Genomic DNA, 23,496 nt, shown 5'->3' on the forward strand with positions numbered 1-23,496 from the left:
CGTGGGGTCTGCGGTGAGACGGCGGAACCACCACGGCGGCGTGGTCGATCGCGGTCACGGCACGGGCTCTGGCGTAGGGCGGCACGGCGGTGGTGTCGCACGGTTCGCCGGTGAGCCGTTCGCGGTCGATCCGCGCGGGTCCCTTGTGGGTGGTGTCAGTGGGTGGGCGGCTGGTCGGGGTCGGATGGTGTGGGCTGGTCGGTGGTGGCCGTAGGGGTGGTGGGGGTGCCGCCGGTGGCGATACGGCCCAGTTCGAGGCCCTGGTCGGCGGTCAGCATCGGCAGGTCGTCGACCGGCAGCCCGGCTTCCCGGCCGCGCTCGCGGTGCGCGGCGCGTAGCCGCGTGCGGATCTGGTCGTCGCTCATCTGCCGGTCGAGGGGGATGCCGTCGCCGGCCGCCTGCTTGATCAGCTGGTCGCGGTCGAGGCGTTCGTACAGCGACTCGGCGATGATGTGGGCGAGAAGTTGTCCCAGTTTGGCCTTGTGCCCGGTCGCGTCGGTGGCGGTGCGCGGGTCGGTGGTGGTGCGCGGGTCGGTGGCGGCGGCGAGGTGCTTCCAGGTGGTGCCGGTCCACCACTGCCACAGGTGGCCGCGTGGGTGCGGGTCCTCCCGCTGGAGCAGTTGACCGAGCTGCGTGCGCGCGCCGTGGCCGCGCGGGGCGGGCCACACCGGCCGCAGCCGCACCATGGTGCCGTCGGCGGCGACCAGTCGGGTCAGCACGGCGCCGTCGGTGATGGCCTGGCGTGCCGCCTGCCCGACCCGATGCTCGGTGATCAGGGCGGCGAGGACCTGCGTGTCGGATGCCGGCCGGCCGTGCTGCCGGCAGCCGGACAGGTAGGTGGTCCAGTGGTCGCGGCCGAACGCGGCGCTGCGGGGCGACAGGTGGAAGCCGTCCTCGCCGCTGTGGGCCTCGGCGACCGGTGTGTCGTCCAGCGCCAGGGTGGCCAGGGATGTCGGCGGGGTGCCGGGGAGTGCTCGCACGTCGGTGACGCGCAGCCGGTCGTGCGGCACTCTCAGGCCGGTGTGGGGCAGTTCAACGAACTGCTGCTGGGCACCGGGGGCGGGCAGGACCCCGATGATGTTCTCGCAGTCGTGCGGGTCGACCGCCTGCCAGGTCCAGGAACCGCCCATCACGGTGTACTGGCCGTCGGGGTCCGGTTCGATCCGGGTCACCGCGTCCGGGTCACCGCTGACCGCCGTCTCGTCGACCACGATGGTGTCGCCGGCGAACCGCATCGTGGCCATCGACTCGTCCACCTCACGGTCGGCGTCGTCGGGTCTGCGGCCCCGGTCGATCAGCCAGGTCCGGTGGCGTTCGCGTTGCAGCTGCTGGTCGGCGACGATCGCCTCGGCCACCTGGCGGGTGCAGGTGAACACCGCGAAACCGTTCCAGCTGCCGGTCAGGACACCGACGAACCCGACCGGTAGGCGCGTCTGCCCGGATGGGGCGGGGATCGCGGCCCAGTCCCCCGCGAACACGCCGACGCCGCCGACGCGAAGCCGGTCCGGATGCAGATACGACAGGTTCCGGCCGGTGACGCCACCGGCGGCGGCGAGCAGCCTGCGGCAGTGATCGACGGTCCGGTCGGCCCGTGCGGCGGCGACGGCGGCCCGCCAGGTGTCGAGGACCTCGGACCGGCGGGCGGGGGTCAGCCGTGACCAGGCCGACGCACCGAGCACGTCGGCGAGGTCCGTCGGTGCCGAACCCTGAGACTCGGGAGCACCGGCATCGGGCAGGGCAGGCGGGGCGGCGGGGTCACCGGTCAGGACCCGCAACGCCGTGACCTGAGCCTGGGCGCGGGCGCCGTCGAGGACGCCCTGCGCCCAGGTGTCGGCGAGGATCAGTCCGTGGGTGGTGCCGGCGTCGCGCACGGCCGCGAACAGTTCAGACGGTCGGGGTCGCCCGGTGTCGGGCACCGGCTGTGCCGGATCGGTGAGGCGGTGCAGGGTAAACGGCTCGCGCAGGTTGGCACGGTTGTGGACGGTGACCGTCGCGTGCGTGGGATCGATGACGTAGACCCAGCTGACATGTTCGACCGCTGCCCGCAAGGGCAGCACCTCTACCTGGCGGTCGGCGTCGAGGTCGCCGGCCATGCCGATGCCGGGTACCGGCTGCTCACCGGCGAACGTGATCGCGGTTTCCGCCGTGACACCGTCGTCCAGGTACGACCACTGGTGCGCGAGTAGCCGGTCGACCAGCGTGACGGCGTCGTGGGAGCAGGTGTGCGACCAGATCCGGTCCAGGATCGCCGGGATGTGGCCGGGACCACCGTCGAACTGGACGTAGCGGACACGGACGGTTGAGGGCTGGTCGGGGTCGAGGACTCCGACGAGGCAGTCAGTACTCACTGTCGCTCCTTCTGCGGGTTGGTGTGGGATTGGCCGGATGGGTGTGCCGGCTCGGGTGGATACGGTGCCGTCGGGGTGGCGTGGAACCGTTCTTGCCGGTACCGGTCTCGCCGGCTGTCCGTGCGGGTGGTTGGCCCGGGGTGTCAGTCGCCTGATGGCGGCTCGCACGGCGGTGGCGTGGTGAACCGGCCCAGCGGTGCGCAGACCCGCCGCATGAACGCCACGGGGTCGACGGCCGTGGCCGGGCTGTGGTCGCCGAGGTGAACCTCGTAGTGCAGGTGCGGGCCGGAGGAGTGTCCGGAGCTACCGGCGACGCCGATGACCTGCCCGGCCACTACGTGCTGGCCCTCGACGACGGCGGGGCGGGTGAGCATGTGGCAGTAGCGGGTGACGATGACCCCGCCCGGTCCGCCGGGGTTGGGGTGCTCGATGTCGACGTACCAGCCGCAGCCGCGGGTCAGGTCCGGGTCTCCGTCTCGGTCGCAGCCCCAGTCGCCGCCGGTACGTACGTCGATGGCGTTGCACCGCACCCGGCTGACCACGCCGCTGGCGGCGGCGTGGATCGGGGTGCCGGTGGCGACACCGAAGTCGACCCCGTCGTGCGAGGGACGCTGCGCGGTGCGGAAGCCGCTGCCGACCTCGGCGATGACCGGCTGGGTCCAGCCGAGCGGGCCGACGGTGGCGCCGCAGTCGCCGAGCTGCCCGGCCAGGCCGGTGAGCGCGCCGACCAGGGTGGTCGCGTCGTGTTCCCACTTGGCGTAGGCGTCTGGGTAGGCGCTGCGCTGCACGGCCTGCGCAGCGTCGGTGAGCGGCATGGCCTGCCAGGCGTCCACGCCCGACAGCGCCTGGTAGAACGTGGTGCTGGCGTGGACCGGGTCCATCACCTGCTCGGCGGTGCCCCAGCCTTGACTCGGCCGCTGCTGGAACAGTCCGAGCGAGTCGTGGTCGTTGCCGGCGCCCAAGTGCGGCAGGTTGACCAGGTGGGATTCCTGCATCGCGGTCGCGACCGCGATGACCCATCCGCGTGGGGGCACACCGAGCCGGATGCCGACGGTCACGATCGTCGCCGCGTTGCCTACCTGCTCGCTGCTCCAGTCCCCGATCGGGTCGAACCCTGCGGCGGGCGGGTTCAGGTCCATCGCGGGGTTCGACGGCGACGCGCTGGGGTCGGCCGGCAGGTAACAGCCGGCAGGCACGCCGGCACCGCCACCGACGAACACGGCGCTGAACAGCCCCGAGCACAGCAGCAGCCCCGAGCAGACGGCGATCACGAGCCACGTCAGGACGCGGCCGGTCATCGCCGTCTCCCCGGGGCGACGCTCGGCCGTTGGGGCTGGTGAAACACTTCAGTGAGTGGTGACATGGGTCGTCCTTTGCGGGATGCGGGCTGGGCGGAGATCGGCTTCCCGGTGCCTTGGCGGGTGCGTCCACGAGGACCGGGGTTTCAGCCGGGGGTGGCGTTTCCGTGGGGGGACTCCGGATCGGCCAGCAGCGCGGGTTCACCGCTGAGCTGACTGGCGAGGTCGTAGGCCTGTCGTGCGGTGAGGGCGGGCAGGTGGTCGATGGGCACGCCGGCGGCGCGGGCGCGGGCGGCGTTGCTGGCGCGGATCGCGTCGCGCAGTTCGCGCTCGCCCATGCCGGGCCGCACGGGGACGCCACCAGCGGCGGCCACATCCAGCAGCTCCGCCGTGTCCATGTCGGTAAGCACGCCGTCGGCGAGCATGTACCGCAGCTGGAGGCGCGTAATGCGGTCCTTGTCGTCGTTCCCGCTCATGGCCGCGGTCCGGCCGGGATAGCGGGCTGAGGGTGCTCGGGGGCGCCGTCAGGCAGCGCGGCGGTGATGCCTGCGGGGCGGGTGGCCGGCCGCCGGTGGCGGTCGGGTGTGCGGTGATCGATGTCGGCTGATGGCATGGCGGGTAGTGCCTCCGTCCGGTGTGGGTGTGTTGGCGGGAGCCGCCGAGGCCGTCGCACGCATGGGTTTCGGCGCCGTGCGGTGCGGTCGGGTTCTCGGCGCGAGGACGTGCGGGGTTTGGGCCCGAGGACGCCGTCGGGGGATGTCAGCGGGCGAGGACGGCAACTTTCTCGCCGTGCAGCAGCGGGGCACCGTCAGGGCCTTTGATGTAGGCGTGGATCCAGATCCGGTACGGGTTGCCGTCCTTGTCGTGCAGACGCCGCCAGTGGCCTTTGACGACGAACCGGACCCGGTAGTGCCACTTCGCTTCGCCGTCGCCTTGTTCGCCGACCGAGCTGGTGCGGCGCAGCATCACAACGCGGGTGTCGTGCGTGATGCAGGCGCGGGCGGCGCGACGCCGTGCCGGCCGGTCCAGCGGCGGGGTGGCGGCCACGGTGATGGGTTGGGCCTGGATGCACCAGAAGGCGTACAGGATGGCGGTGGCGACCTGGGTCCGCATGCCGTCGTCGGTGATCACGTACCGGCCGTCGGGCGTGCTCTGCCAGTTCAGGTCAGCGTCGTCGATCACCGGCGGTGCCGGTGCGGCGGATACCGGCCGGGCGATCGGCAGGAGGTCGAAGTCGTTGAGCAGATAGGGGCCGAGGCTCGCGCGCAGGTGCGGTGCGGCGGCGAGGGTGCGGCGCGTGCGGGCGGCGTTCGGGTCGTCGGGGTCGTGCAGCGGCGAGTACGCGCAGATCAGCCAGGACTGCTGGCCGCTGTGGGTGGTGGCCAACGTCCAGGTGAGTGCGCCGACGGCGGCGACGGTGCCGGTGGGGCGGCGGTGGTAGATCGGCTCGGGCAGGAACAGCACGCCGGAGTCGCATGGTGCGGACTCGGCGGTGAGTAGATCGTCGGTGAGGTCGAGTGCTTCGGCGGCGGCGGCCACGATCGCGGTCATCGCCGGGGCGAGTACGAAACTGTCGCCGTGCGCCCAGGCGGCCTTGGTGGCGCGGCCGACCGCGTCGATGACGTCCTCGTGCACGGTGGCCTGGCTGTCGAGCTCGGGCGTGGCCGCAAGCCGGCCGGCGACCAACTCGCGTACGTAGGCGTGGTCGGTCACGGTCTGCGCGACCTCGGCCATACGGATTCGCAGATCGACGGCGGCGCGGGCGTAGCCGGCCAGGGTGTTCTCGGTGTGGAAACTCAACGGGCACCTCCGGGCAGGGTGGTCCGGCGGCGCGAAGAAACGCCGCCGGCGGATCGATGTAGGGCAGCGCTGGGATAGGGGCTCGGTGTGCGGCTGGACGGTGACGGCGGTGGGTTGACCCTCGACGTGGCCGTGGACCTGTGGCCGCTGTTCGTCGCGGCCTGGTGTCGCCGGCCGACCGGCACAGGACAGCTGGACCGGGGTCTGATGACGGCGTTATCCAGGACGCCTGTTTCGACGCAGACCGGCCGCGTGGTGGCGGCACGGATCGGGCATGTGGGGGGTCAGGCGGCCCGCGCGGCGGTGGGGCGGCGCAGGGGCGGCGGCCACACGTCGCGCCGGTAGGTGGCCGTGCCGACCGGCTGCCGGGCGGCCACCGCCGTGCTGATCGGCGCCGCTCGGCCGGGGTCCGGGGCCGGTGGCACCGTGGCGCGGCCCCGCGCGGTCAACGGCCGGAGGCGGGCGGCGTGTGCCGCCCGCCGTGCGGCGGTGGCCGGCGGGCACGGGTAGACCGGCGCGTCGGCGCAGAGCAGGCTGGTGCAGCGTCCGTGGGGTCCGGGTTGGTGTGTGGCGGCGACGTCGACGGACAGCCGCCACAGCAGGACGTCATCGACGTCGGCGGGCACTGGCAGGTGGGTCGATGGATGCGAGCGGGGGTCGCGCATGGCGGTGGCCCTTTCACGGCGGTCGACACGGTCTGCGGCGGTCACCACCCGGGCAGCTACGCGGGGTCCGGGAACGGCCAGGGAGACGTTCGGCGTGCACCCGCCGGGGCGGCGACCAGGACAGATCGACGCTCGACTTTCCGTGATGCGCAAGTCGTTCGCCGGCTGCGGGATGTCAGTCCGGCCCCGAGATCTCGGCGTGTGGTGTCATCGCAGGCCGGGGGGATCATCGGCGGCGGCGGGATCGACGTCACCGGGGATGGCATCGTCGCGGCCGTAGGCGCTCCAGACGATGTGGCTGCCGTGGTCGCTGGCGTTCAGGGCGGCGTCGATGATGGACTCGGCGGTGTCGAACGCGCCGTCGGGGTCGGTGGCGGTGACGCCGATCGTCAGCGGGAGGGTGAGTCGGACCTGCCAGTGGCGTGGCAGGCCGGGTAGGTCCAGGATCTGCAGGATCCTGGTGGCGGCATCGGGGTTGATGTCGTCGTCGCCGACGGCGTCGCGCAGTGTGTGCCACAGCTGCCGGCGTAGCCCTGCTGCCTGTTCGTTGACGGTGGGAGGTGGGGCGGCTGGCGAAGCCGGTGCGGGTTGGTGGGCGCCGAGGTAGTCGTGGATGCGGGTGGCGGTGTGGGTGAGCCAGCCCAGCGGGGCGGGCTGGCCGGGGTGGAAGGCGTCCCAGGCGTCACGCAGGACGGATTCCAGCGCCGGTGGTCGCGGATCGCTGTCGAAGGTAGGCATGTCGATCTCCCGGGGTCGGACGGGCGCCGGCCCCGCTCCCCGGAGGGGAAGGGGCGCGGGTCGGCGGTGTGCAGGGGTGGGTCAGTGGTGGTGGCTGGTGCGGACGACGCCCACGTCGTCGGTGACGGTCAGGCGCGGCCAGCGGTGCCCGGTGGCGTCGGCGTCGAAGGGCAGGTCGATGAGCGGGCACGGCTGGTCGGCGAGCTGCTGGTGTTCGGCGACGGTCGCCGCCCCGGCCGTGATGTGGTGTCGGTGTCGGTCACGCGGGTGCCGTGTCGAGGCCGAGCCGTTGGCGTTCCAGCGCCACCAGGGTGCGGGCGGGGGCGTGCCAGCCGTCTTCGCCGGTCGGGGCGGGTGTCTTGCCGCAGACCAGTGCTTGCAGGGCGGGGATCTGCTGCGCGTAGGCGCCGCCGAGGGCTTCCAGGTCGGCGCAGGCACGGTTGACCGCGTCGCGCATCTTCTTCGCCCACCGCCCGGGCTTTCCCCACTTCGCCCGGCTGCGGCCGTGCATGGCGCCTTCGCACAGGTGGTAGCCCAGCCAGACGACCGGCGGGTGGACGCCGACGGCTTCGGCGAGCAGGGCCACGCTGTCGTAGTCCCAGGGCCCGCCGCCTTGCGTCTTGCGGTAGCCGGCGGTTCTCGGGTGGGTCAGCGTGCGCCAGTAGGCGGGGCTGACCGCGGTGGACGCCACCAGGTCCTTCTCGCTGGTGAACCCGCCGTCGGTCAGCGCGTGCGGGAGCCGGTCGATGAGCAGGTGCGCCAGTTCGCGGCGGACGGCCGGGACGGCGGGATCGTCCGCGGCCGACACCCGAAGCCGCACCGACGGCACCGACGCGGGCGCGAGGTCGGGCAGGGTGCCGCCGTCGGCCAGACGCGCCAGCAGCAGTGCGGCGAAGTCGGTGAGTAGCCGTTCGAATCCGCGGGTGCGGTCGTGGTAGTCGTGGATCGCGACCCAGCGGCCACAGCCGCGGTGCCCGACCCGGTGTGCCGCTTCGTGGACCAGTGTCGCGAGGGTGTCGTGCCGGTCGGCGAGGGCGTCGCGGTGGATGGCCACGTCACCGGTGCGCGGGTTGTAGAAGCCCTGCGCGCAGGGCCCTTCCTCGCTGGCGGAGTACACGCGGATCCGGTCCAGGGCGAACGGCCCGATCGCCCGGCGGACCAGCTGGCTGGCCTCGGCCAGCGCTACCCGTTCCTGGTCGGTCAGGGACCGCTCGGGCACCCAGGTGGTCTTCCCTCGGGTCCGTTCGTAGTGGCGGGTCTGCCGTGTCCTGGCGACCTCGACGCCGAGCAGGTTCATGACCTGCCACTGCTGGTGGTCGGCCAGGCCTCGGGCGGACAGTTCGGTGTAGCCGAGGTCGACCAGGTCGAGGGCGGCTTCCTCGTTGCCGGAGGTGGTGTAGTACGTCTGGGCGGGCAGGTGGGCGCGGGCCCACCCCCGCCACGCGGCGCGAGCCCGGGGCGCGACGACGTGGGTGAAGAACTGTTCCGGCTCGCGTAGGCGTCCCCCGTCGAGCACGTGGCGGGCGAACCGGCCGATGACCTGCTCGTCTTCGCTTGCGGCGAGGATCGCCCGGACCGCGTCGCGCAGCGCGCCGGCCTCGATGACGGTGCGGTCGCGGTTCTGCAACGCCTTGTCGGTCAGCGGCAGGTCGTAGGAGGCGAGGAAGCCGTCGACGGTGCTGACGAGTACGCCGCCGATCCACACCCGGCCGGGTTCGCTGTCCAGCACGCAGGCGCCCGGCGTTGTGGGTGGGCGGTAGTCGGGTTCGGCCAGGGCACGGAACCGTCCGATCGCCTCCTGCGCCATGGCCTGTGGGCAGGCGACGGTGATGACCGTGCCGCGGGCACGGTCGGTGCGGTACAGGTGGTAGACGAGGACCTCGGCGCCCTGCGCGGAGCGCGACGGGATCAGCCCGCCGAGCAGCCGACGCGGCTCGACCGTGGGTGTGAATCCGTAGCCGACGGTGTCGCAGCGCACCGTGCCGACCTCGGTGCTGCGGGCCAGGACGAGGGCGGCGAGTTTCTTACCTTCGCCGAACTGGCCGATCTGCTGCCCGGTTTTGCTGGAGTAGCCGAGGATGAGGCCTTCCTCGGGGATGCCGGGGCCGTCGTCGGCGATGGTGAGCACGCCGTCGGCCCAGCCGACCCGCGCCTGCGGATCCTCGTCGAGGGCGTTGGCGATGAGTTCACACAGCGCCCGCACCGGCGTCCACGACTTCACGTAGTCCGGCGAGATGGGGTAGGCGAGGGTGTCGACGACGGTGGGGTCCGGCGCGGGGACCGTGGCGTCGGGGGCGGACGGGCGGGACGGGTTCCGGTCGGCAGGGCTTGCGGTGTCCACTGCAGTCTCCTTGGGGGTGGTTGTTGCTGGTCGGGAGGGCACGGGTGGGATCCCGCTCTCGCGATGTGGGTGCGGGGGTGGCGGACCGCGCGGGCTGTGGCCGTAGGACCGTCGGGGCGTACGTGTCCGGCGCGCGGCCGGCGGGGTCTCGGGTCAGGACGTGGGCTGGCGGCGTAGGGCGTGCAGCAGCCCGCGCAGGCCCGGGTATGTGGCGGGGGTGTCGCGCGGGTCGGGTCGCTCGTTGACGATGACCACGGCGTTGTCTTCGTCTGGCAGTTGGGAGAGCTGGTAGACGCGGCCGTCGGTGTCGACGGCCTCGACCCGGCGGATCGCCGCGACGAGGGCCGGGGCGGTGACGATGTCGTCGTAGCAGACCGCCACGGCGAGGGTGCGCGCGTCGGGGCCGAAGCTGTCGTCGTCGTGGCGGGTGGGGTGGACCGCGCCGGCGGCGAGGATGTGCAGGACGGCGGCGACCCCGCCGGGGCGTTCGGTCCACAGGCGTTCGGGCAGGTCGATCGGGGTGACGCGCAGGTGTCTCGCGTCGGGGACGGTCGGTTGCGCGGCCGGGCGGTCCTGGATGAGCAGCAGCAGTGGGTGGCCGCGCCAGTGGGCGGAGTGGGTGGCGGCGATCAGCTCACCGGTGATCGCGTGGGTGGTGCGGAATGACAACACGGGGTACTCCCTGCTGAGGGGTGTCGCCGAACGGCGGGGCGACAAGGGCTGAGGCCGGGTTCGCGAGTCACCGCCCGCCTGGTTGCGGGTGAGAGGGGCTCGCCGGACAGGCGGCGGGGCGTGGTGGCCGGGCCGCCGGTGGTCTGTGGTGGCGCACTGGCCGTCCGAGCACCGCTCCCCTGCGGTACCCGGGGGGTGTGAAGGCCGGCGTGCACCCGGTCAGGTGTTCAGCGGTGCGGAGCCGCCGGCGCGCGGTGGCGGGCGGCGGTCACGGCAGCGTCGTGGGGGCCGGTCGATGACCTCGCGGTCGGCGGGCATGTGGTGGTAGGCGACGACGCCGCCTCCGGCGTTCTTCGCGTCGTACATCGCCAGGTCGGCGTAGTGCAGCAGTTTGCGGCCGGTCCAGCCGAGGCGGCTGCTGACATGGCCGACGCTGGCGGCGATGTGGACGTCGTGGCCGGCGATGGTGAACGGCGCGCCGGTGATCAGCGTCCAGATCTGGTGGGCTTCAGCGGCGGTGGTGTCCGCGTCGCCGTCGACGACGATGACGAACTCGTCGCCGCCGAGCCGGGCGGCCAGCCGCACCGGAGCGGGCAGCGCCTGTAGAAGGCGGGCGACCTGCCGCAGCAGGTCGTCGCCGCCGGCATGGCCGAAGGTGTCGTTGACGGACTTGAAGTCGTCGAGGTCGAACAGGATGACGCCGACCCGTTCGGTGCGGCGGGTCGCCTGACACAGGTGGGCGAGGACACCGCGGCGGTTGGTCAGGCCGGTCAACGCGTCGTGGGTGGCGTCGTACTCGGCGGCCGCCGACCTGCGGCGCAGCTGGCGCAGGTACGGGCCGAGCAGGGCGAGGGTGGCCAGGATGCCGCAGACCGCGGCGGCGAGGTGGCTGAGGATGAGAGACACTCTTGGGGCTCCTGTGCGATTCGCGGTCGCACGATTCCAAGTGGACGCACCAGGGAGGATCAGGAGGTTCGTCTGATGGTGTAGTTCCGGGCTTGTGTCCGATGGCCCGTCTCCGCTCCGACGTGCGTCGCTGGCAACGGCGGGGTGCGAAGCTCGGGGTAGAAGCCCAAGGGCTCCCGTGCCGTCCGGGGGCAACAGGCGAGGAGAAGGCCGGACGGGTGAACGCAAGTGAACCTTCGACGATGCCCCGTGACTACAAGCCCCGGTGTGACGGATCGTGTGACCTGGGGATAAGGGCTGGCCGTTGAGAATGCGGCAGGCGGCGGTTGGTGAAGGAGCGCCAGCCGTTGGGACACCGCCGCCCTCGGGGTAAAGGAGGCACCCTCCCCGGCCGTGTCTTGGTCGTGTGGAACGAGGTAATCCCGTTGAGGTCCGGGCCGGTGCCAGGCCCGGTAAGCCGACCGTGAGGAAGGCTGAATTCCTCAGCGGGCTGAGGATGGCCCAAGAAGCAAATGCCGGCAGCCGAAAGGCAGCAGGAAACCGGGAAACAGTGACTGGCTCCTCCGCCGGCCTTCCTGGATAACTGGCCGGATACGGGCGATGCCCGGACCCGAAAGGGTGCCGACGTGGGCCAGGTGAGCCTGTGAAGGACCGATGACGACGACAACCGCACCGACGGGCAAGTTGGACACCGTTGTGCCTGCGGGCACGGTGGTGAACGGACCTGAGGGCGAGCGCTTCGACTGGGAGACCGTTGACTGGTCCTCGGTCGAGGCGTCCGTACGGCGTCTGCGACAACGGATCTTCACGGCGTCGCGGGCAGGGGACCTCAAGAAGGTCCGCAACTTGCAGAAGTTGATGCTGCGGTCGTGGGCGAACACGCTGTTGAGCGTGCGGCGCACGACGCAGGTCAACGCTGGCCGCAAGACCGCCGGGATCGACGGGCGCGTCGCGTTGCACCCGGAAGACCGCGCCGATCTGGCGCGGTGGGTGCACCATGAGGCGGCCTTGTGGACAGCCCGGCCGGTCAAGCGGGTGTTCATCCCGAAGGCCGATGGCCGGCAGCGCCCACTCGGCATCCCGGTCATCGTTGACCGGGTGCTCCAAGCGCAGGTCGTCAATGCGCTGGAACCCGAGTGGGAAGCCAAGTTCGAGCCGAAGTCGTACGGCTTTCGGCCCGGACGCGGTTGCCACGACGCGATCGGCGCCATATACCAGTCCGTGCGAGGGCCCCGAGCCAAGCGGCTGTGGGCGCTGGACGCGGACCTCAAGGCGGCGTTCGATCGCATCGACCACCAGCACCTGCTGACGTCTCTCGGCGATTTCCCAGCGAGGAAAGCAATTGCCGGGTGGCTGAAAGCCGGAGTGGTGGATAAGGGGCGATGGTCCCCGACCGGGGAAGGCACTCCCCAAGGCGGGGTTGTCAGCCCATTGCTGCTGAATATCGCGCTGCACGGGTTAGAGCAAGCCGCAGGTGTCCGATATCGTCAAGTCCGCTCGAACGCGGAAGTGTTGATGGGGCACCCGCTGGTGGTCAGATATGCCGATGACTTCGTCGTCTTATGCCATACACGTGGTGAGGCGGAAGAAGTCAAGGCGCGGCTGGCCGCATGGCTGACGCCGAGAGGGTTGGCTTTCAACGAGGACAAAACGGCGATTGTCCGCCTCGAAGACGGTTTCGACTTTCTCGGATTCAACGTCCGCCGCTATCGCGGCAAGCTGCTGATCAAACCCAGCGACGCGGCCGTGAGACGCATCCGGGGCAGGCTGCGCACCGAGATGAGGGCTCTGCGAGGAGCCAACGTCGCGGTGATCGTCTGCGCGATCAACCCGATCGTGCGCGGCTGGGCGGCCTACTACCGGACGGCGGTGTCCAGTGAGGTTTTCCGCCGGCTGGACCACTACCTGTGGCAGTTGACCTACAGGTGGGCGCTACGCCGCCACCCGAACAAGCCGAAGCGCTGGATCGTTGCCCGCTACTTCGGCAGGTTCAACCCGTCCCGCGGAACGCGGTGGGTGTTCGGCGACCGCGACAGCGGCGTCTACCTGCTCAAGTTCCGCTGGACGAAGATTGTCCGGCACCAGATGGTCATTGGATCGGCGTCCATCGACGACCCGGCCCTGACCGACTACTGGAACGCCCGGCGTCGCCGCAGTCGATCGTCGCTCCCGGTCAACCGCCTCACCCTGAACCTGCTACAGGCACAGGACGGGCGGTGCGGCTACTGCGATGACCTGCTGTTACACGCCGACCGGCAGCCACAGAGCCCACAACAGTGGGAACAATGGCTACGCGGATTCCGCAAGGCGATCAGCCGCAAGGCCATCGTCGCAGGAGACGGCGGTCCGGACGATCAACCGCGTCTCGTCCACGCTTACTGCCGGCGGCGGCGAACGCCCGCCGCCGACGTGAGCCCAGCACCGCGAGAGACCCGCGAGCCCGTTGGGCTTGCTTGAGCCGTGTGCGGTGAAAGTCGCACGCACGGTTCTGAGGGGGCCCTGCCACGGCAACGTGGCGGGGCTACCCGACTGTGTTCGAAGGAGCACCGGAGGCGGGCGTGAGGCGTCCAACTTCGACGCCCGCCTCCGGGCACCGGTGCGGCAGGTGGGGGAAGGTGCCGGCCCGTGTGGGGCCCGCAACGGGGCCGAGTCGTTCTACGGTTTGGCCGCGAACTGGTAGGTGGCCGGCTTCTCGACGACCTTGTGGGCGTCGCCCTGGTCGACGAGCCGGTCGCAGGCGAGCACGACCGCGCCGGGGCTGGCCTTGGGGTAGGTGTGGCCGTCGGCGGCGTCGGCCTGGTCGATCAGCCGGCCCAGTTCGGTCACCTTGTACGGCGTGTCCGGGTTGGTCTGCATGATGCGCAGGGCCGTGCGTCCGAGCGCCCCGGCGGGTCGGCGGGGCTTGCCGTCCGCCGATGCGGGCTCGGGAACCTTGGCGCTGTCGCCGCTGGCCCGGTCGGTCGGTGGTGCCGCATCGGTCGGCTCCGACTCCGGCGCGGTGTCCGGTGTCGGGTCCGGGTCTGGGTCCGGGGCGAGCGGGGCCGTGTGGGCGTCCGCGTCGGCCGGCTGCGCGGTGTCCGGGGTGGGCGTCTCGTCGGTTCCCGCGGCGTGGCCGTGGTCGCCGGTGTCCACGCCGGTCACTGCCGGCACCGCTTGAGTGGGGGTCGGCGTCGCGGTGGTCGTCGGGTCGACGTGGCCGGCGTCGGGTCCGCCGGTGGTGCCGCCGCTGTCGGGTCCGGCGTCGGTGCCTGGTGCGTGCGCTGCCGGTGGCGGGGTCAGACGCCAGAAGGTGCGGCCGTTGGCCTTGAGTCGTTCGGCTCGGCCGGCGTCCTCGAGCGCCCGCAGCTTCGGGGTGACGGTCGAGTACGCCATCGCGGTCTTTTCCGCGACGGCGGCGGCGGTGAGGTCGCCGAACGCCCGCAGCGCCTCGGCGACCACGTCGATCGGGTCAGGCCTGGCAACCTTGGTATCCACTATGGCTTCTCCTTTTCTTTTACGGCAACGGTTTGCCGAAGTCGTGCACTGATGGACGCTTCCGGAGCGCCTGGTGCGCAAGTCGCCGACGGCGTGCGCCTTGCGTGTGGCCGGGCATGCGGCCAGCTGTCGGCTTGCCGGCGGTGCATGGCGGCCCGGCCGCGACGCACGGCCGCGTACGGGGCCGGACGGCGCTGGACAGCGCCGTGGCAGGGCGTGTCGCGCCCGGGCCGGCCGGCGGGGCGACGCGGGAGGCCGTCGGAGAGGGACCCACCGGCTAGCGAGCCCTCACGCGCCGTCGCGCCCGGGTGTGGACTGGTGGGTGCGCGGTGGTGGTGGCTCAGATGTAGTCCCTGGGCGACAGGATGTGTGCGCCGTCCTCGGCCGGGTGGAGCCGTTCACCGAGCCGTGCCCAGGCACGGCCGCACTCGGTGCACGTCCACTCCTGCCCCACGCCTGGTGCGCCGTACTCGGCGACGAAGGTGAGCGTCCCGGCGGCGTGGCAGTCGTGTTCGACGGGCGCGCCGCTCGCGTCCTGGGCGGGGACGCGGTCGGGGCTTGTCGGGAACGGTGGCAGGATCGGGCCGAGGGTGCCGCCGGTGGTGGTGTCGGCGACCGCGCCGCAGGCGATCAGCGCGGTGCCGGCGGCGATGGCCTGGGCCGGGGTGTAGCGGACCCGCACGGCGCGGCTGCCGTCGGCGGCGATGGCGCGGACCTCCACGACGCCTTTGCGCCAGGTGCAGACCGGCAGGCGCGGGTTGGGCACGGCCGTCACGGTGGTGCGGGTCAGGTCGTGGAGGGCGGACATGAGTTCGGCGTGGCGGACGGTCACGGTCGGGTCCGACCGGTCCGGGTCAGCGAGCGTGTGGGTGTCGGCGCGTCGGCGCGCGTCGGCGTATGCCTCGATGCGGGCCAGAAGGTTCGTCGTCCCCGTTCGTAGAGCGTCCTGGGGTACGGCATGGCTGCTGTCGGACATGGGTCACCTTTCTTGCTGGTCCAGGCGCTGGCGCGGACCGGGGGCGGTGTGGGGCTTCGCCACCGGGCCGCGCCAGCAGGGGGTGGAAGGGGTCCGCGGGGCGCGGCGCCGTCGCCGGGCAGATCCGGCGGGGTGCGGGCCAGGCGGCTCGTGGAGTGCAGGTCGCGCGGCTAGGGGTGGTGGTGGCCGACGACGTGGTCGCAGCGGGCCGGGTCGACCGGGCACCAGGGCAGGCCCCAGCCGATGCGGTAGCGGCCGCCCTCGGGTGGCAGGCGCGTGACGCCGACGCCCAGTGACCACGGGGTCCGCACGATCAGGACATCGCCGTCGAACGCCACGGTGCGCCAGTTGCCGCTGACGTACTCGGCTGTCTCGGCGAAGGTGGCGACGATGGCGCGGGCGGTGGCGGCGTCGACGGTGAACTCGGCACCGCCGTTCCACCGCCCGTGCAGCACACCGTGGTAGCCGACGTAGTAGCGGATGTCGGCGCGGTTGCGCCGGTCGGGCAGGTAGCCGAGCCAGTCCCCGCTGAACACCGCGTTCGCGCCGGGGCGCAGCGCGTACAGGTCGTTGTCAGTGGTACGCATCGATGACCCGGTCAGGTCGCGTCGTGCCTGGCACGGCGCGGGCGGGAGTGGTGCGCCGTCCGGTGGGCGGGGCGTCGGCAATGCACCAGCGGCAGGCCGACCATCACCGCGTCCCGGTGGCGGCGGTGACCGGGTCGCCGGCCGAGGTGCCCGGGGTGTTGAGGATGGCCAGCCACGCGGCGTGGGCGAGGGTGATCGCCGGCCGCTGCCGCGGGTGCTCGTCGATGGTGATCTCGTGGTCGTCGACGCGCAGCGCGAATCGCGGCGCCTGCCACAGGGTGGGCCAGCGGACGTCGATGTCGACGCGGTGCCCGGCGACAGTGAACCTGGCTTGCAGCAGGCGTGGCGCGGGCAGGCCGTCGTGCAGGGTCAGCAGGTAGCCGGCGTCGGTGTGGGTGGTGTCGAGGGCGGCGGCGACCGCGTCGGCGATCTCGCGTATCCAGGTCGCGGCGATGGACTCGTGGGCGGGTGGCTGGGCGGGAACGGGTATCGGTGTCGGGTGTCGCCGGTCCGCGGACGCGGCGGAGAAGGTGGTCATGGTGGTGGTCCTCCGGTGGACGGCCAGTGGTCGCGGTGTGAGGGCCGTGGCTGTCAGGCGTCGCGGTAGGCCTGGATGACCGCGGCCGGGATCCGGCCTTTGCTGGCGAAGGCGGGCAGGTCGGCGCGGTCGCGGTTGTCCCGCCACCAGCGGCGTATCGCCGCGGTGGAAGGCCGGTCGCTACCGGTGCGTGTGGTGGCACGGTTGGTGCGGGAGGCGGGTAGCCGGCGTCCGGCCGTCTGGAACGGGCGCAACGCCTCGCGTAGCCGGTCCAGGTTTGTCGCGGACAGGTCGATCTCCCAGGTGACGCCGTCCAGGGCGAACTGGTGGGAGGTGACGCCGTCGGTGGTGGCGTCGAAGTCGTCGAGCAGCACGGTGCTGGTGTGCAGGGCCACGATCGGGGCTCTCTTTCGTCGATTCAGCCGCCGGCGCGGCAGGGGGGCGGGGTCGCTGTGAGCGGGCGGCGCCCGCACCCCTGCCGCGTGGCGATGGGTGGGGGTTGTGGGTCAGGACCGGGCGGTGAAGGTCGCCGGTGCCGGGGCTGGTGTCGTGCCGGGCGCGGCGGGGTCAGCAAGGTGCTCGCGCATCAGCCGGCGTGCCCGCCGCTCCAGGTGGATGACGCTGGGCACGCTGCGGCCCAGCAGCCGTGCGGTCGCCTGCGTGCTGTGCCCGTCGAGGAACCGCAGGTACGCCACCTGCCGCTCACCGGCGGGCAGCGCGGCGAGGGCCTGGACCGGGTCAGGCTCGGCTGCCGGCGGGTCGGCGCGCTGGTCGGCGTAGATGGTGTGGGCGGCGGCCAGGTAGCGCCGCTGCGACCACAGGTACCGGGCGCAGGCCCGGTCGCACAGGCGCCGCAGTGACGCCAGCACGTCGGCGTCGATCAGCGTGGGGTCGGCCAGTGCGTCGGCGAACGCGTCGTGGACCAGGTCGGCCACCGCGTCGAGGTCGCTGCCGGTGAGGCGGGCGGCGACATGCGCGGTCAGCGCGGGCAGGTGGGTCCGGTACGCCGCTGCGAACGGGCTGCTGTCGCGGGTGTGTGGCCCGGTCAGCGGGCCGGGTTGACCGGTTCGGTTCGCGGCGGCGCTCTGCGGGGCCGTCGTCGGGGTGGTGGCGTGCTGGTGCGTGGAGCCCATCGCGGGTTCCTCCCTCGTCGGATCGAGTGGATGGCAACCCGGGCGCGGCCGTACGGCCGCGCCCGGGAGTGCGTGTGCGCGGGGTCGCGCAGGTGGCCGGGCAACGGCCAGGTCGTGCGGTGTGAGCGAAAGGCGGCGCCGCGGGTCAGGGACCTGGGCGCAGGATCGGGAAGCGGTGGCGCCTACCCGGCGGTGCCGTGGTCGGGGCCGGTGTGCCGGGTGATCGGGCGGGCCAGGACGACCTGCGTCGGCGGGTCGGTCACGTCGATGAGTGCGCGGTCGGACCCCGGGGCGGCGGCGAGCGGGGACTGTCCAGCAGGGGTCAGCATGGCTGCAGGTGTCGGTGGCGGCGCTTGACGACGGCGAGGGTGAGGCTGGCGGCGTCGATGGACAGGTGGCTGTAGCCGGCACCGGCGGCGGCGCGCATCACCGCCAGCGGCGACCGGCGGCCGGGCCGGTGCAGCGGCAGGTACCAGCCGCGGGCGACGGGCAGTGGGCGACCGGTGATCGTGCCGGCCGGGACGAGCTCGTTGAGGTCGATGACCTCGTGGGGATCGGCGGGCCAGCCGTCGGGCAGGGTCGGGGTCCACTCGGCGTACAGGGCCACGGGCGCGCCATCGGGCTTGTTCAGGCAGGGCACCCCGGAGCTGAGCAGGTACACGACCGGCCGGTGGCCGGGCACGGTTTCGACGATCAGCTGCAGCGCCGGGGTGTTCGTGAACGGGCCGCCGGGGCGGCGCAGGTTGACCGGTGCGGCGCTGGCGTGTTCGGCCAGGCGCAGCGCGCCGGCGAGGGCGAACGAGAGTCGAACGGTCATGACACGTTCCTCCTTCATGGAGACATGCGATGGTGGCGGCCTGTCAGGTGGGCTGCCGGAAGAGGGAAAGAGCGGCCGTTTCGCCGGCCGCGGCGGTGGTTCTGGCGCCCTGGCCCGGGGCGCCGGGCGTGCTCGTCCGCCGTCGGGGTGCAGCGGCGGGCGGCAGCGGCCGGGATCCGGTACCTGTCCAGGCGTGACGCTCGGGAGAGGCACCGGTGTCGGCAGGTGTGGTGAGCTGGGCCGTGCCCGGTGACGTCGGGCAGCGCCCGGTGAAGGGCGCGCGCATCCGGAGGACTGCGGGTCCCGGTGGGGTAGGTGGAGCCGGTCGGGCCAGTCACACGTGCTTGCCTCGGGAGCCGGGAGCGTGGGTGTGCTGGTCCGACCGGATCCGGGTACGGATACGGGGTGTCAGAGGGTGACCGCGACTAGCCGCTGGGCGTCGTCGAGGGTGCCCAGGTAGCGGTTGGCCTGCTCGAGGAAGGTGACCCGGTGGGCCATGGTGTCGCTCGCGGGTGCCAACTGGTTGCCGTCGAGGGTGAGTAGTGCGTCACCGACGATGGCGGTGCTGGCGCTGTAGTGCTGGTAGGCCATCTGGCCTGCCTGGTACATCTCCAGCTCGGCGAGGGCCAGCGGCGCGCCCGAGTAGAGGGCGTTGTGCATTCGCATCGCGTTGACGCGGGGCTGGTTCCAGAAGTCGGCACTGGCCTTGTCGAGGGGGTACTTGGCCGGGTCGGCCAGGTGCCGGGCCTCGTAGACCGGCCACGGGTTCGCCGGTTTGGTGCCGTGCACGGCCCGCTGCCACCACTGGTGGCGGATGCCCGCGCCCATCCCGGCGGCGTGGCGCATGCCGGTCAGGTCGAGCAGTCGGGCGGGTCCGCCGGCGCAGTAGGCCGGGCGGCCCTTGCGCAGGTCGATCATCGACCGGCGCTGCCAGAGGTGCAGGGTGCCTTTGGCCCAGAAGCGGGCCTGCAGGCTGCCGTGGACGCCGAGGTGCCGGTCGAGTTGGCGGCTCGATAGGGCCTCGCTGGGTAGTTCGTCGGCGACGCAGACGACCATCGTGCGGATGGTCGCGGCGACCGCGGTGGCGGCGTTGCCGTTATTGGCGTTGGTGGCGTTGCCGGGGTTGGGGTTGGGGATTGCGGCCACGACGGGTCCTCCTCGGATCTCGGGGCGTGCGATGGCACGCGGGAGTGGCCGGCCCACTGGGTGCATGGGTCGGTTCGGGAAGGGCAGGGGTGGTGCGAGATGGTGCGGGTGGTGGGGTGCGACCTGCCGGTCGCCGCGCGGCGCGGGTGCCGACCGGCCCGAGGGCGGGTGGGCGTGGCGCGCCGCTGGGTGCGGCGGTGGGTGGTCAGGTGGGACCGAACCGGGGTGGAGATGTATGTAGGGGTGGTGTGTTGCCGAAACGGTAGCGGCCTGATCTGTCAGGGCCGCGTCTGCGCGATCAGCCGCGCGGCGCGTTGACCTGCACTGTCAGACCTTCATCGATGATGGTCGCCGTGTTGTCAGATTCGGAGAATCTGTCAGCGGTGCGTCTGCCGGTGCTGGCAGACGGGTGTCGCTTCAGGTGTCGGCGAACTCGTCGCCGGTGACGCCCACGTCGGGCCATTGCTCGCCGGATGGGTCGGGGTAGTCGTCGGGTCCGGGGTCGCTGGGCAGCTCGTGCAGGTGCCGGCGGTGCGACGGGTCCGAGGTCAGCGCCCAGACCGGTCCGGCGGGGTTGTCGCCGTGCACGGAGACGGCGACCGGCATCCGGGTGGGCACGTCGTGCAGGATTCGCAGCAGGCTGGTTTCCCGGCGCTGGTGGGGTACCCAGAGCAGCACGGGGAATCGGGGTCCCGCGTAGCGGGCCAGGTTCTCGTAGCCGCGTAGTTTGGCCACGACGCGGGCGAGGTCCTCGGTGTCGCGGTCGTGCTCGAGGAAGAACCCGACGGTGCGGCCGGCGGCGTGCCAGATGCCGTGCCCGTCGGGGTACACGTCGATCCTGCGTTGTCCTTCGGGTGTGCGTTTGGTGCCGCTGTAGGCGGCGGTCGCGTGCTGCTCGGACCACCAGCGCAGCAGCCTGCTGTCGGGCTGGGTGCGGGTGTGGGCGTGCAGGTCGACGAAGAACTGGTTGACGCCGAGTAGGTGGGCCAGCCGCCGGCTGTGCACGATCCGTTCGGCGCGGTCGATGCTGGACCGGGGCGCCTTGAGTCCGAGGTTGTCGGGGTCGGCGTACGCGGTCGGGTGGCGGCGCAGCCCGACCGGGCCGAGGGTGTACAGGTAGGAGGTTTCCGGGGTGCCGTCGGCGGCGGCCCAGGCGAAGCGGTGCAGCACCTGCAGCCGGTGCAGGATCGTCAGCCGCTGCTGCGCGGTACGCCTGGCGGTGAACAACGCCCGGTGGATCTGGTCGGTGGACAGCAGGTAGTGCTCGGCCAGCCAGGACATGAGCAGACGGTCACGAGGGGTCAGACGACGGTAGACCGACAGCGGGTCCGGTCTGGTCGACGGGAGTGGAACACGGCGGTACACCACAGATGCTCCTAGGCGGGTGCACGGTGCCCTCCTATCGGAGGGGTGTCTGAGGCGGCGGGAGGCGCCCGGCAGGGCGGAAAGCGGCCACGTGCGGCACTGACAGAGCAGGTCAGGACGGTCTGTCAGGCCCGGATTCGGGGTGGCGACGCGACGGGTCACGCGACGGTGTGCCCGCAGCGGTCCGCGACCGGCCGGAACCGCCGGTGTCGTCACCGCCGGTCGGGGCGGGTCCGCGGCGGCGGGAGCGTTCCTTCTTCTCGCGTTTGGTCAGCCGTTGGACGAGTTCGTCGATGGCGCTGGTGTCCTGCTCGGGCACCGCTTGCGCGGCTGCCTGGCGGATGGCGGTGGCCTCACCGACGATCGGGCGCGGCGGGCGGGTGCGCATCGTGAACGCGGGTGTCTGCCGGCCGGCGACGACGAGGCGGGCGACCGCGGTGTACGCGTCGAGGTGTGACAGGTCGTGCTCGTCGAGTTCCGGCATGGTGTGCCGGGCGAGGACTCGTGCGTCCTCGGGGCTGACGGTGAAGTACACCTTGTTGCGGGCGTTCGCGCTGACCGCGGCCAGCAGGTCGCGAGGAAACTGGGCCAGGTCCTGGTGGGCGAGGGTCATCGCGAGGCGGTATTTACGGGCTTCGGCCAGCATCGTGTCCAGGCTGGAAGCGAGGGTGAGGAAGTTCTGGCACTCGTCGAGCACGATCTGGGCGTCGCGGCGTTTCTCGATCGGGATGCCGGCGCGGGCGGTGGCGGCCTGCCACACCTTGGCCAGGATCAGGGAGCCGAGGAGCCGGCTGGTGTCCTCGCCGAGCACGCCTTTGGGGATGCGCACGAGCAGGACGCCGCCGTCGAGCACCTTGCCCATGTCGAAGCTGGACCTGGGGTAGCGCATCGCCCTTTTCACGAAGTCCCGCAGCAGGAAGGCGCGTAGCCGGGCGAGGACCGGGCCGATGACCTGGGATCGCAGCGCTGGGGTCATCTCGTCGTACCAGCCCCAGAACCCGTCAAGGCCTTCGGGGTCGTCGAGCGTGGCGGTCATTTCGGACCGGAACTGCGCTGAGGTCAGCAGCGGTGGGATGTGCTGCAGGGTCACGTTTGCGTGTTTCAGCAGGGTCAGGCAGGACACCCGCATGACGTCGTCCATGCGCGGCCCCCAGGCTTTGACGAAGATGCTGCCGAAGATGCTGACGAGGTTGTCGGTGATGAGGTCGTGGTCTTGTCCTTCGAGGGGGTTCAGCGTGGGCGGGTTGGGCTGGTCGGGGTCGAACAGCACCACCCGCTGCGCCACGGACGCGGGCAGCCGGTCGAGGATGTCGGTGACGAGGTCGCCGTGCGGGTCGATCACCACGGTGCCCCGTCCGGCGAGGATCCCGTCGATGATCATGGCGGCGAGCAGGGTGGTCTTCCCGGAGCCGGTGGAGCCCACCATGTGCGTGTGGTAGCGGGCGTCCGGGACGGCCAGGGCGACCGGGTGGCCCCCGATCTCGGCGTCGCCGAGCACGGTGACCGAGCGGCCGCCGGTCGGCACCGCGACCGGGGCCGGCATCGACTTCGCCCTCGCGCGGTCGAGGCCGGGCACGGCCAGGTCCTGCGGCAGCGCGGCGAGCGCGGCCAGTTCGGGGGTGGCGGTGAGGAAGCCGGGGCCGAGCCGGCGGGCGGCCAGTACCGCGACCGGGTGCGGCATGCGGGTGCGGTGGGCGAGCCGGTTGCGGCCGGAGTGCACGGCGAAGCTGGACGCGATCGCGTCGGCGATTCCGCGTAGCCGGTTGTCCGGCCGGGAACCCGAGCGGTGGTTGGTGGAGGCGACCGCGTAGCGGATGCCGGTTTCCCACAGCACGTGGCTGGTCTTGTCGAGGATGGCCCGCACGTCGCGCTCCACCGTGGGGTCGCGCCGGGTCGCGGCGCTGTTCGACGTGCCGCGACCCCGCGTGGAGGGTCCCGGCTGGAAGGCCTCGATGAGCCAGAGCAGCGGGGCGGCGGGGTTGAGCGCCGGGATGGCGGTCTTTCCTTGGCGTAGCCGTCCGGCGGCGCGGCGGGCCCGGGTGGTGCGGCGCGGGGAGGCTGGTCGGGCCAGGATCTGCACGCAGGCGTACTCGCCGTGGCGTAGTTGGGCGCCGGCGGCCATCAGGGCGCGCAGCGGGTCGGCGTCGTGGTCGGTGCGCAGTGGCAGCCATTCGGCCGCCGTCGGGGACAGGTAACCGCCGGTGGCCGCGACCGCGTCGGCGGGGACCGGGTTGGCGGCGTCGGTGGTGGTGCAGGCGGCGCCGGGCCAGGCGCCGCGCACGGCGGCCTCGACGGCGCCTTTCGGGACGGTGCCGGGCACCCAGACCGACACCAGCAGGTGCCGGCCGGCCCAGGTGTACTGCCAGGCGACGTGCGGGGTGCCGTACAGCAGCCGCCGCCACCGTGCCGGGGTGAGTGTGCCGGCGAGGTTGGCTAGGAACGACGCCGAGCTGTGCGGGTCCACCTGCGGGGGCGGGGCGATGGTGACCAGGCGGGCGCCGGTGGCGTGGTGGCGGTGCCGCCACGAGGCGAGCAGGTTGCGGCCGGCGATCCACGCCACCAGGGCAGCGGCGGCGACGGCGGCCAGCCAGGGCCGGTGTACGGCCCAGACGCCGGCCTGCCACACCCACAGCGCGGGCGGTGACAGGTCGGGTGCGGGGGCGGCGAGCAGTTCGGCGGCGGCCCCGGGCTG

At 72.3% G+C, this 23,496-nt stretch carries 21 protein-coding genes; 1 reads left to right on the top strand and 20 read right to left on the bottom strand.

What is annotated here, in order from left to right; all coding sequences use genetic code 11:
- Window positions 1-155: 155 nt before the first annotated feature.
- The 9 genes from EDC02_RS24550 to EDC02_RS40390 all read right to left on the bottom strand — a co-directional run bounded on the left by EDC02_RS24550 (window position 156) and on the right by EDC02_RS40390 (window position 10,768).
- Window positions 156-2,348 (bottom strand): hypothetical protein, encoded by a 2,193-nt coding sequence (locus EDC02_RS24550; RefSeq protein WP_123603976.1) that lies wholly within the window; start codon window positions 2,346-2,348, stop codon window positions 156-158.
- 143 nt (window positions 2,349-2,491) lie between these two features.
- A complete protein-coding gene (locus EDC02_RS24555) occupies window positions 2,492-3,646 on the bottom strand; it encodes a M23 family metallopeptidase (RefSeq protein WP_123603977.1) in 1,155 nt (384 codons plus the stop codon).
- A 146-nt stretch (window positions 3,647-3,792) separates the two neighbouring features.
- Window positions 3,793-4,122, bottom strand: coding sequence for a hypothetical protein (locus EDC02_RS24560; RefSeq protein WP_123603978.1), 330 nt, complete (start codon window positions 4,120-4,122; stop codon window positions 3,793-3,795).
- Window positions 4,123-4,405: 283 nt separating this feature from the next.
- Window positions 4,406-5,446: a hypothetical protein gene (locus EDC02_RS24565; RefSeq protein WP_123603979.1), complete on the bottom strand. Its 1,041-nt coding sequence runs from the start codon at window positions 5,444-5,446 to the stop codon at window positions 4,406-4,408.
- 284 nt (window positions 5,447-5,730) lie between these two features.
- Complete coding sequence (locus EDC02_RS24570; protein ID WP_148083598.1) at window positions 5,731-6,072, bottom strand: hypothetical protein; 342 nt, start codon at window positions 6,070-6,072, stop codon at window positions 5,731-5,733.
- Between the two features lie 246 nt (window positions 6,073-6,318).
- Window positions 6,319-6,849 carry a hypothetical protein gene (locus EDC02_RS24575; RefSeq protein ID WP_123603981.1) on the bottom strand — a complete coding sequence of 177 codons (531 nt, stop codon included), beginning with the start codon at window positions 6,847-6,849 and terminating at the stop codon, window positions 6,319-6,321.
- Between the two features lie 259 nt (window positions 6,850-7,108).
- Window positions 7,109-9,190 (bottom strand): hypothetical protein, encoded by a 2,082-nt coding sequence (locus tag EDC02_RS24580; RefSeq protein ID WP_123603982.1) that lies wholly within the window; start codon window positions 9,188-9,190, stop codon window positions 7,109-7,111.
- A 153-nt stretch (window positions 9,191-9,343) separates the two neighbouring features.
- A complete protein-coding gene (locus tag EDC02_RS24585; RefSeq protein WP_123603983.1) occupies window positions 9,344-9,862 on the bottom strand; it encodes a hypothetical protein in 519 nt (172 codons plus the stop codon).
- Window positions 9,863-10,081: 219 nt separating this feature from the next.
- Window positions 10,082-10,768: a GGDEF domain-containing protein gene (locus EDC02_RS40390; RefSeq protein WP_158632283.1), complete on the bottom strand. Its 687-nt coding sequence runs from the start codon at window positions 10,766-10,768 to the stop codon at window positions 10,082-10,084.
- Between the two features lie 654 nt (window positions 10,769-11,422).
- Here EDC02_RS40390 and ltrA point away from each other — a divergent pair.
- Window positions 11,423-13,225: a group II intron reverse transcriptase/maturase gene (ltrA, locus tag EDC02_RS24595; RefSeq protein ID WP_123603984.1), complete on the top strand. Its 1,803-nt coding sequence runs from the start codon at window positions 11,423-11,425 to the stop codon at window positions 13,223-13,225.
- 198 nt (window positions 13,226-13,423) lie between these two features.
- Here the strand turns inward: ltrA and EDC02_RS24600 are convergent, their stop codons facing one another.
- From EDC02_RS24600 to EDC02_RS24645, 11 genes are all read right to left on the bottom strand, one after another.
- Window positions 13,424-14,242 carry a MarR family winged helix-turn-helix transcriptional regulator gene (locus EDC02_RS24600; RefSeq protein WP_123603985.1) on the bottom strand — a complete coding sequence of 273 codons (819 nt, stop codon included), beginning with the start codon at window positions 14,240-14,242 and terminating at the stop codon, window positions 13,424-13,426.
- 340 nt (window positions 14,243-14,582) lie between these two features.
- Entirely contained in the window at window positions 14,583-15,218 is a 636-nt protein-coding gene (locus EDC02_RS40970; RefSeq protein WP_199757751.1) for a hypothetical protein, read from the bottom strand.
- 170 nt (window positions 15,219-15,388) lie between these two features.
- A complete protein-coding gene (locus tag EDC02_RS24610; protein WP_123603986.1) occupies window positions 15,389-15,805 on the bottom strand; it encodes a hypothetical protein in 417 nt (138 codons plus the stop codon).
- 103 nt (window positions 15,806-15,908) lie between these two features.
- Window positions 15,909-16,343 (bottom strand): hypothetical protein, encoded by a 435-nt coding sequence (locus EDC02_RS24615; protein WP_123603987.1) that lies wholly within the window; start codon window positions 16,341-16,343, stop codon window positions 15,909-15,911.
- Between the two features lie 53 nt (window positions 16,344-16,396).
- On the bottom strand, window positions 16,397-16,738 hold the full coding sequence (locus tag EDC02_RS24620; RefSeq protein WP_158632284.1) for a histone-like nucleoid-structuring protein Lsr2: 342 nt from the start codon (window positions 16,736-16,738) through the stop codon (window positions 16,397-16,399).
- A 111-nt stretch (window positions 16,739-16,849) separates the two neighbouring features.
- Entirely contained in the window at window positions 16,850-17,476 is a 627-nt protein-coding gene (locus tag EDC02_RS24625) for a sigma-70 family RNA polymerase sigma factor (protein ID WP_123603989.1), read from the bottom strand.
- A gap of 182 nt (window positions 17,477-17,658) precedes the next feature.
- Entirely contained in the window at window positions 17,659-17,805 is a 147-nt protein-coding gene (locus tag EDC02_RS40395; RefSeq protein ID WP_158632285.1) for a hypothetical protein, read from the bottom strand.
- A complete protein-coding gene (locus EDC02_RS24630; protein ID WP_148083600.1) occupies window positions 17,799-18,293 on the bottom strand; it encodes a hypothetical protein in 495 nt (164 codons plus the stop codon). Before EDC02_RS24630 ends, EDC02_RS40395 begins: the two co-directional genes overlap by 7 nt.
- Window positions 18,294-18,701: 408 nt before the next feature.
- Window positions 18,702-19,439 (bottom strand): hypothetical protein, encoded by a 738-nt coding sequence (locus EDC02_RS24635; RefSeq protein WP_233606267.1) that lies wholly within the window; start codon window positions 19,437-19,439, stop codon window positions 18,702-18,704.
- Between the two features lie 417 nt (window positions 19,440-19,856).
- Window positions 19,857-20,804 carry a replication-relaxation family protein gene (locus EDC02_RS24640; protein WP_123605119.1) on the bottom strand — a complete coding sequence of 316 codons (948 nt, stop codon included), beginning with the start codon at window positions 20,802-20,804 and terminating at the stop codon, window positions 19,857-19,859.
- A 112-nt stretch (window positions 20,805-20,916) separates the two neighbouring features.
- Window positions 20,917-23,475 carry a type IV secretory system conjugative DNA transfer family protein gene (locus tag EDC02_RS24645; RefSeq protein WP_370461559.1) on the bottom strand — a complete coding sequence of 853 codons (2,559 nt, stop codon included), beginning with the start codon at window positions 23,473-23,475 and terminating at the stop codon, window positions 20,917-20,919.
- Window positions 23,476-23,496: the final 21 nt, after the last annotated feature.

The sequence above is a fragment of the Micromonospora sp. Llam0 genome, assembly GCF_003751085.1.
Lineage (GTDB): Bacteria > Actinomycetota > Actinomycetes > Mycobacteriales > Micromonosporaceae > Micromonospora_E.

What these genes read in the sequence shown, in the direction of transcription:
- EDC02_RS24610 (WP_123603986.1), bottom strand. Translation starts at nt 15,805, where the DNA reads ATGCGTACCACTGACAACGACCTGTACGCGCTGCGCCCCGGCGCGAAC.
- EDC02_RS40970 (WP_199757751.1), bottom strand. Translation starts at nt 15,218, where the DNA reads ATGTCCGACAGCAGCCATGCCGTACCCCAGGACGCTCTACGAACGGGG.
- ltrA (WP_123603984.1), top strand. Translation starts at nt 11,423, where the DNA reads ATGACGACGACAACCGCACCGACGGGCAAGTTGGACACCGTTGTGCCT.
- EDC02_RS40395 (WP_158632285.1), bottom strand. Translation starts at nt 17,805, where the DNA reads ATGCTGACCCCTGCTGGACAGTCCCCGCTCGCCGCCGCCCCGGGGTCC.
- EDC02_RS24555 (WP_123603977.1), bottom strand. Translation starts at nt 3,646, where the DNA reads ATGACCGGCCGCGTCCTGACGTGGCTCGTGATCGCCGTCTGCTCGGGG.
- EDC02_RS24575 (WP_123603981.1), bottom strand. Translation starts at nt 6,849, where the DNA reads ATGCCTACCTTCGACAGCGATCCGCGACCACCGGCGCTGGAATCCGTC.
- EDC02_RS24615 (WP_123603987.1), bottom strand. Translation starts at nt 16,343, where the DNA reads ATGACCACCTTCTCCGCCGCGTCCGCGGACCGGCGACACCCGACACCG.
- EDC02_RS24560 (WP_123603978.1), bottom strand. Translation starts at nt 4,122, where the DNA reads ATGAGCGGGAACGACGACAAGGACCGCATTACGCGCCTCCAGCTGCGG.
- EDC02_RS24630 (WP_148083600.1), bottom strand. Translation starts at nt 18,293, where the DNA reads ATGACCGTTCGACTCTCGTTCGCCCTCGCCGGCGCGCTGCGCCTGGCC.
- EDC02_RS24625 (WP_123603989.1), bottom strand. Translation starts at nt 17,476, where the DNA reads ATGGGCTCCACGCACCAGCACGCCACCACCCCGACGACGGCCCCGCAG.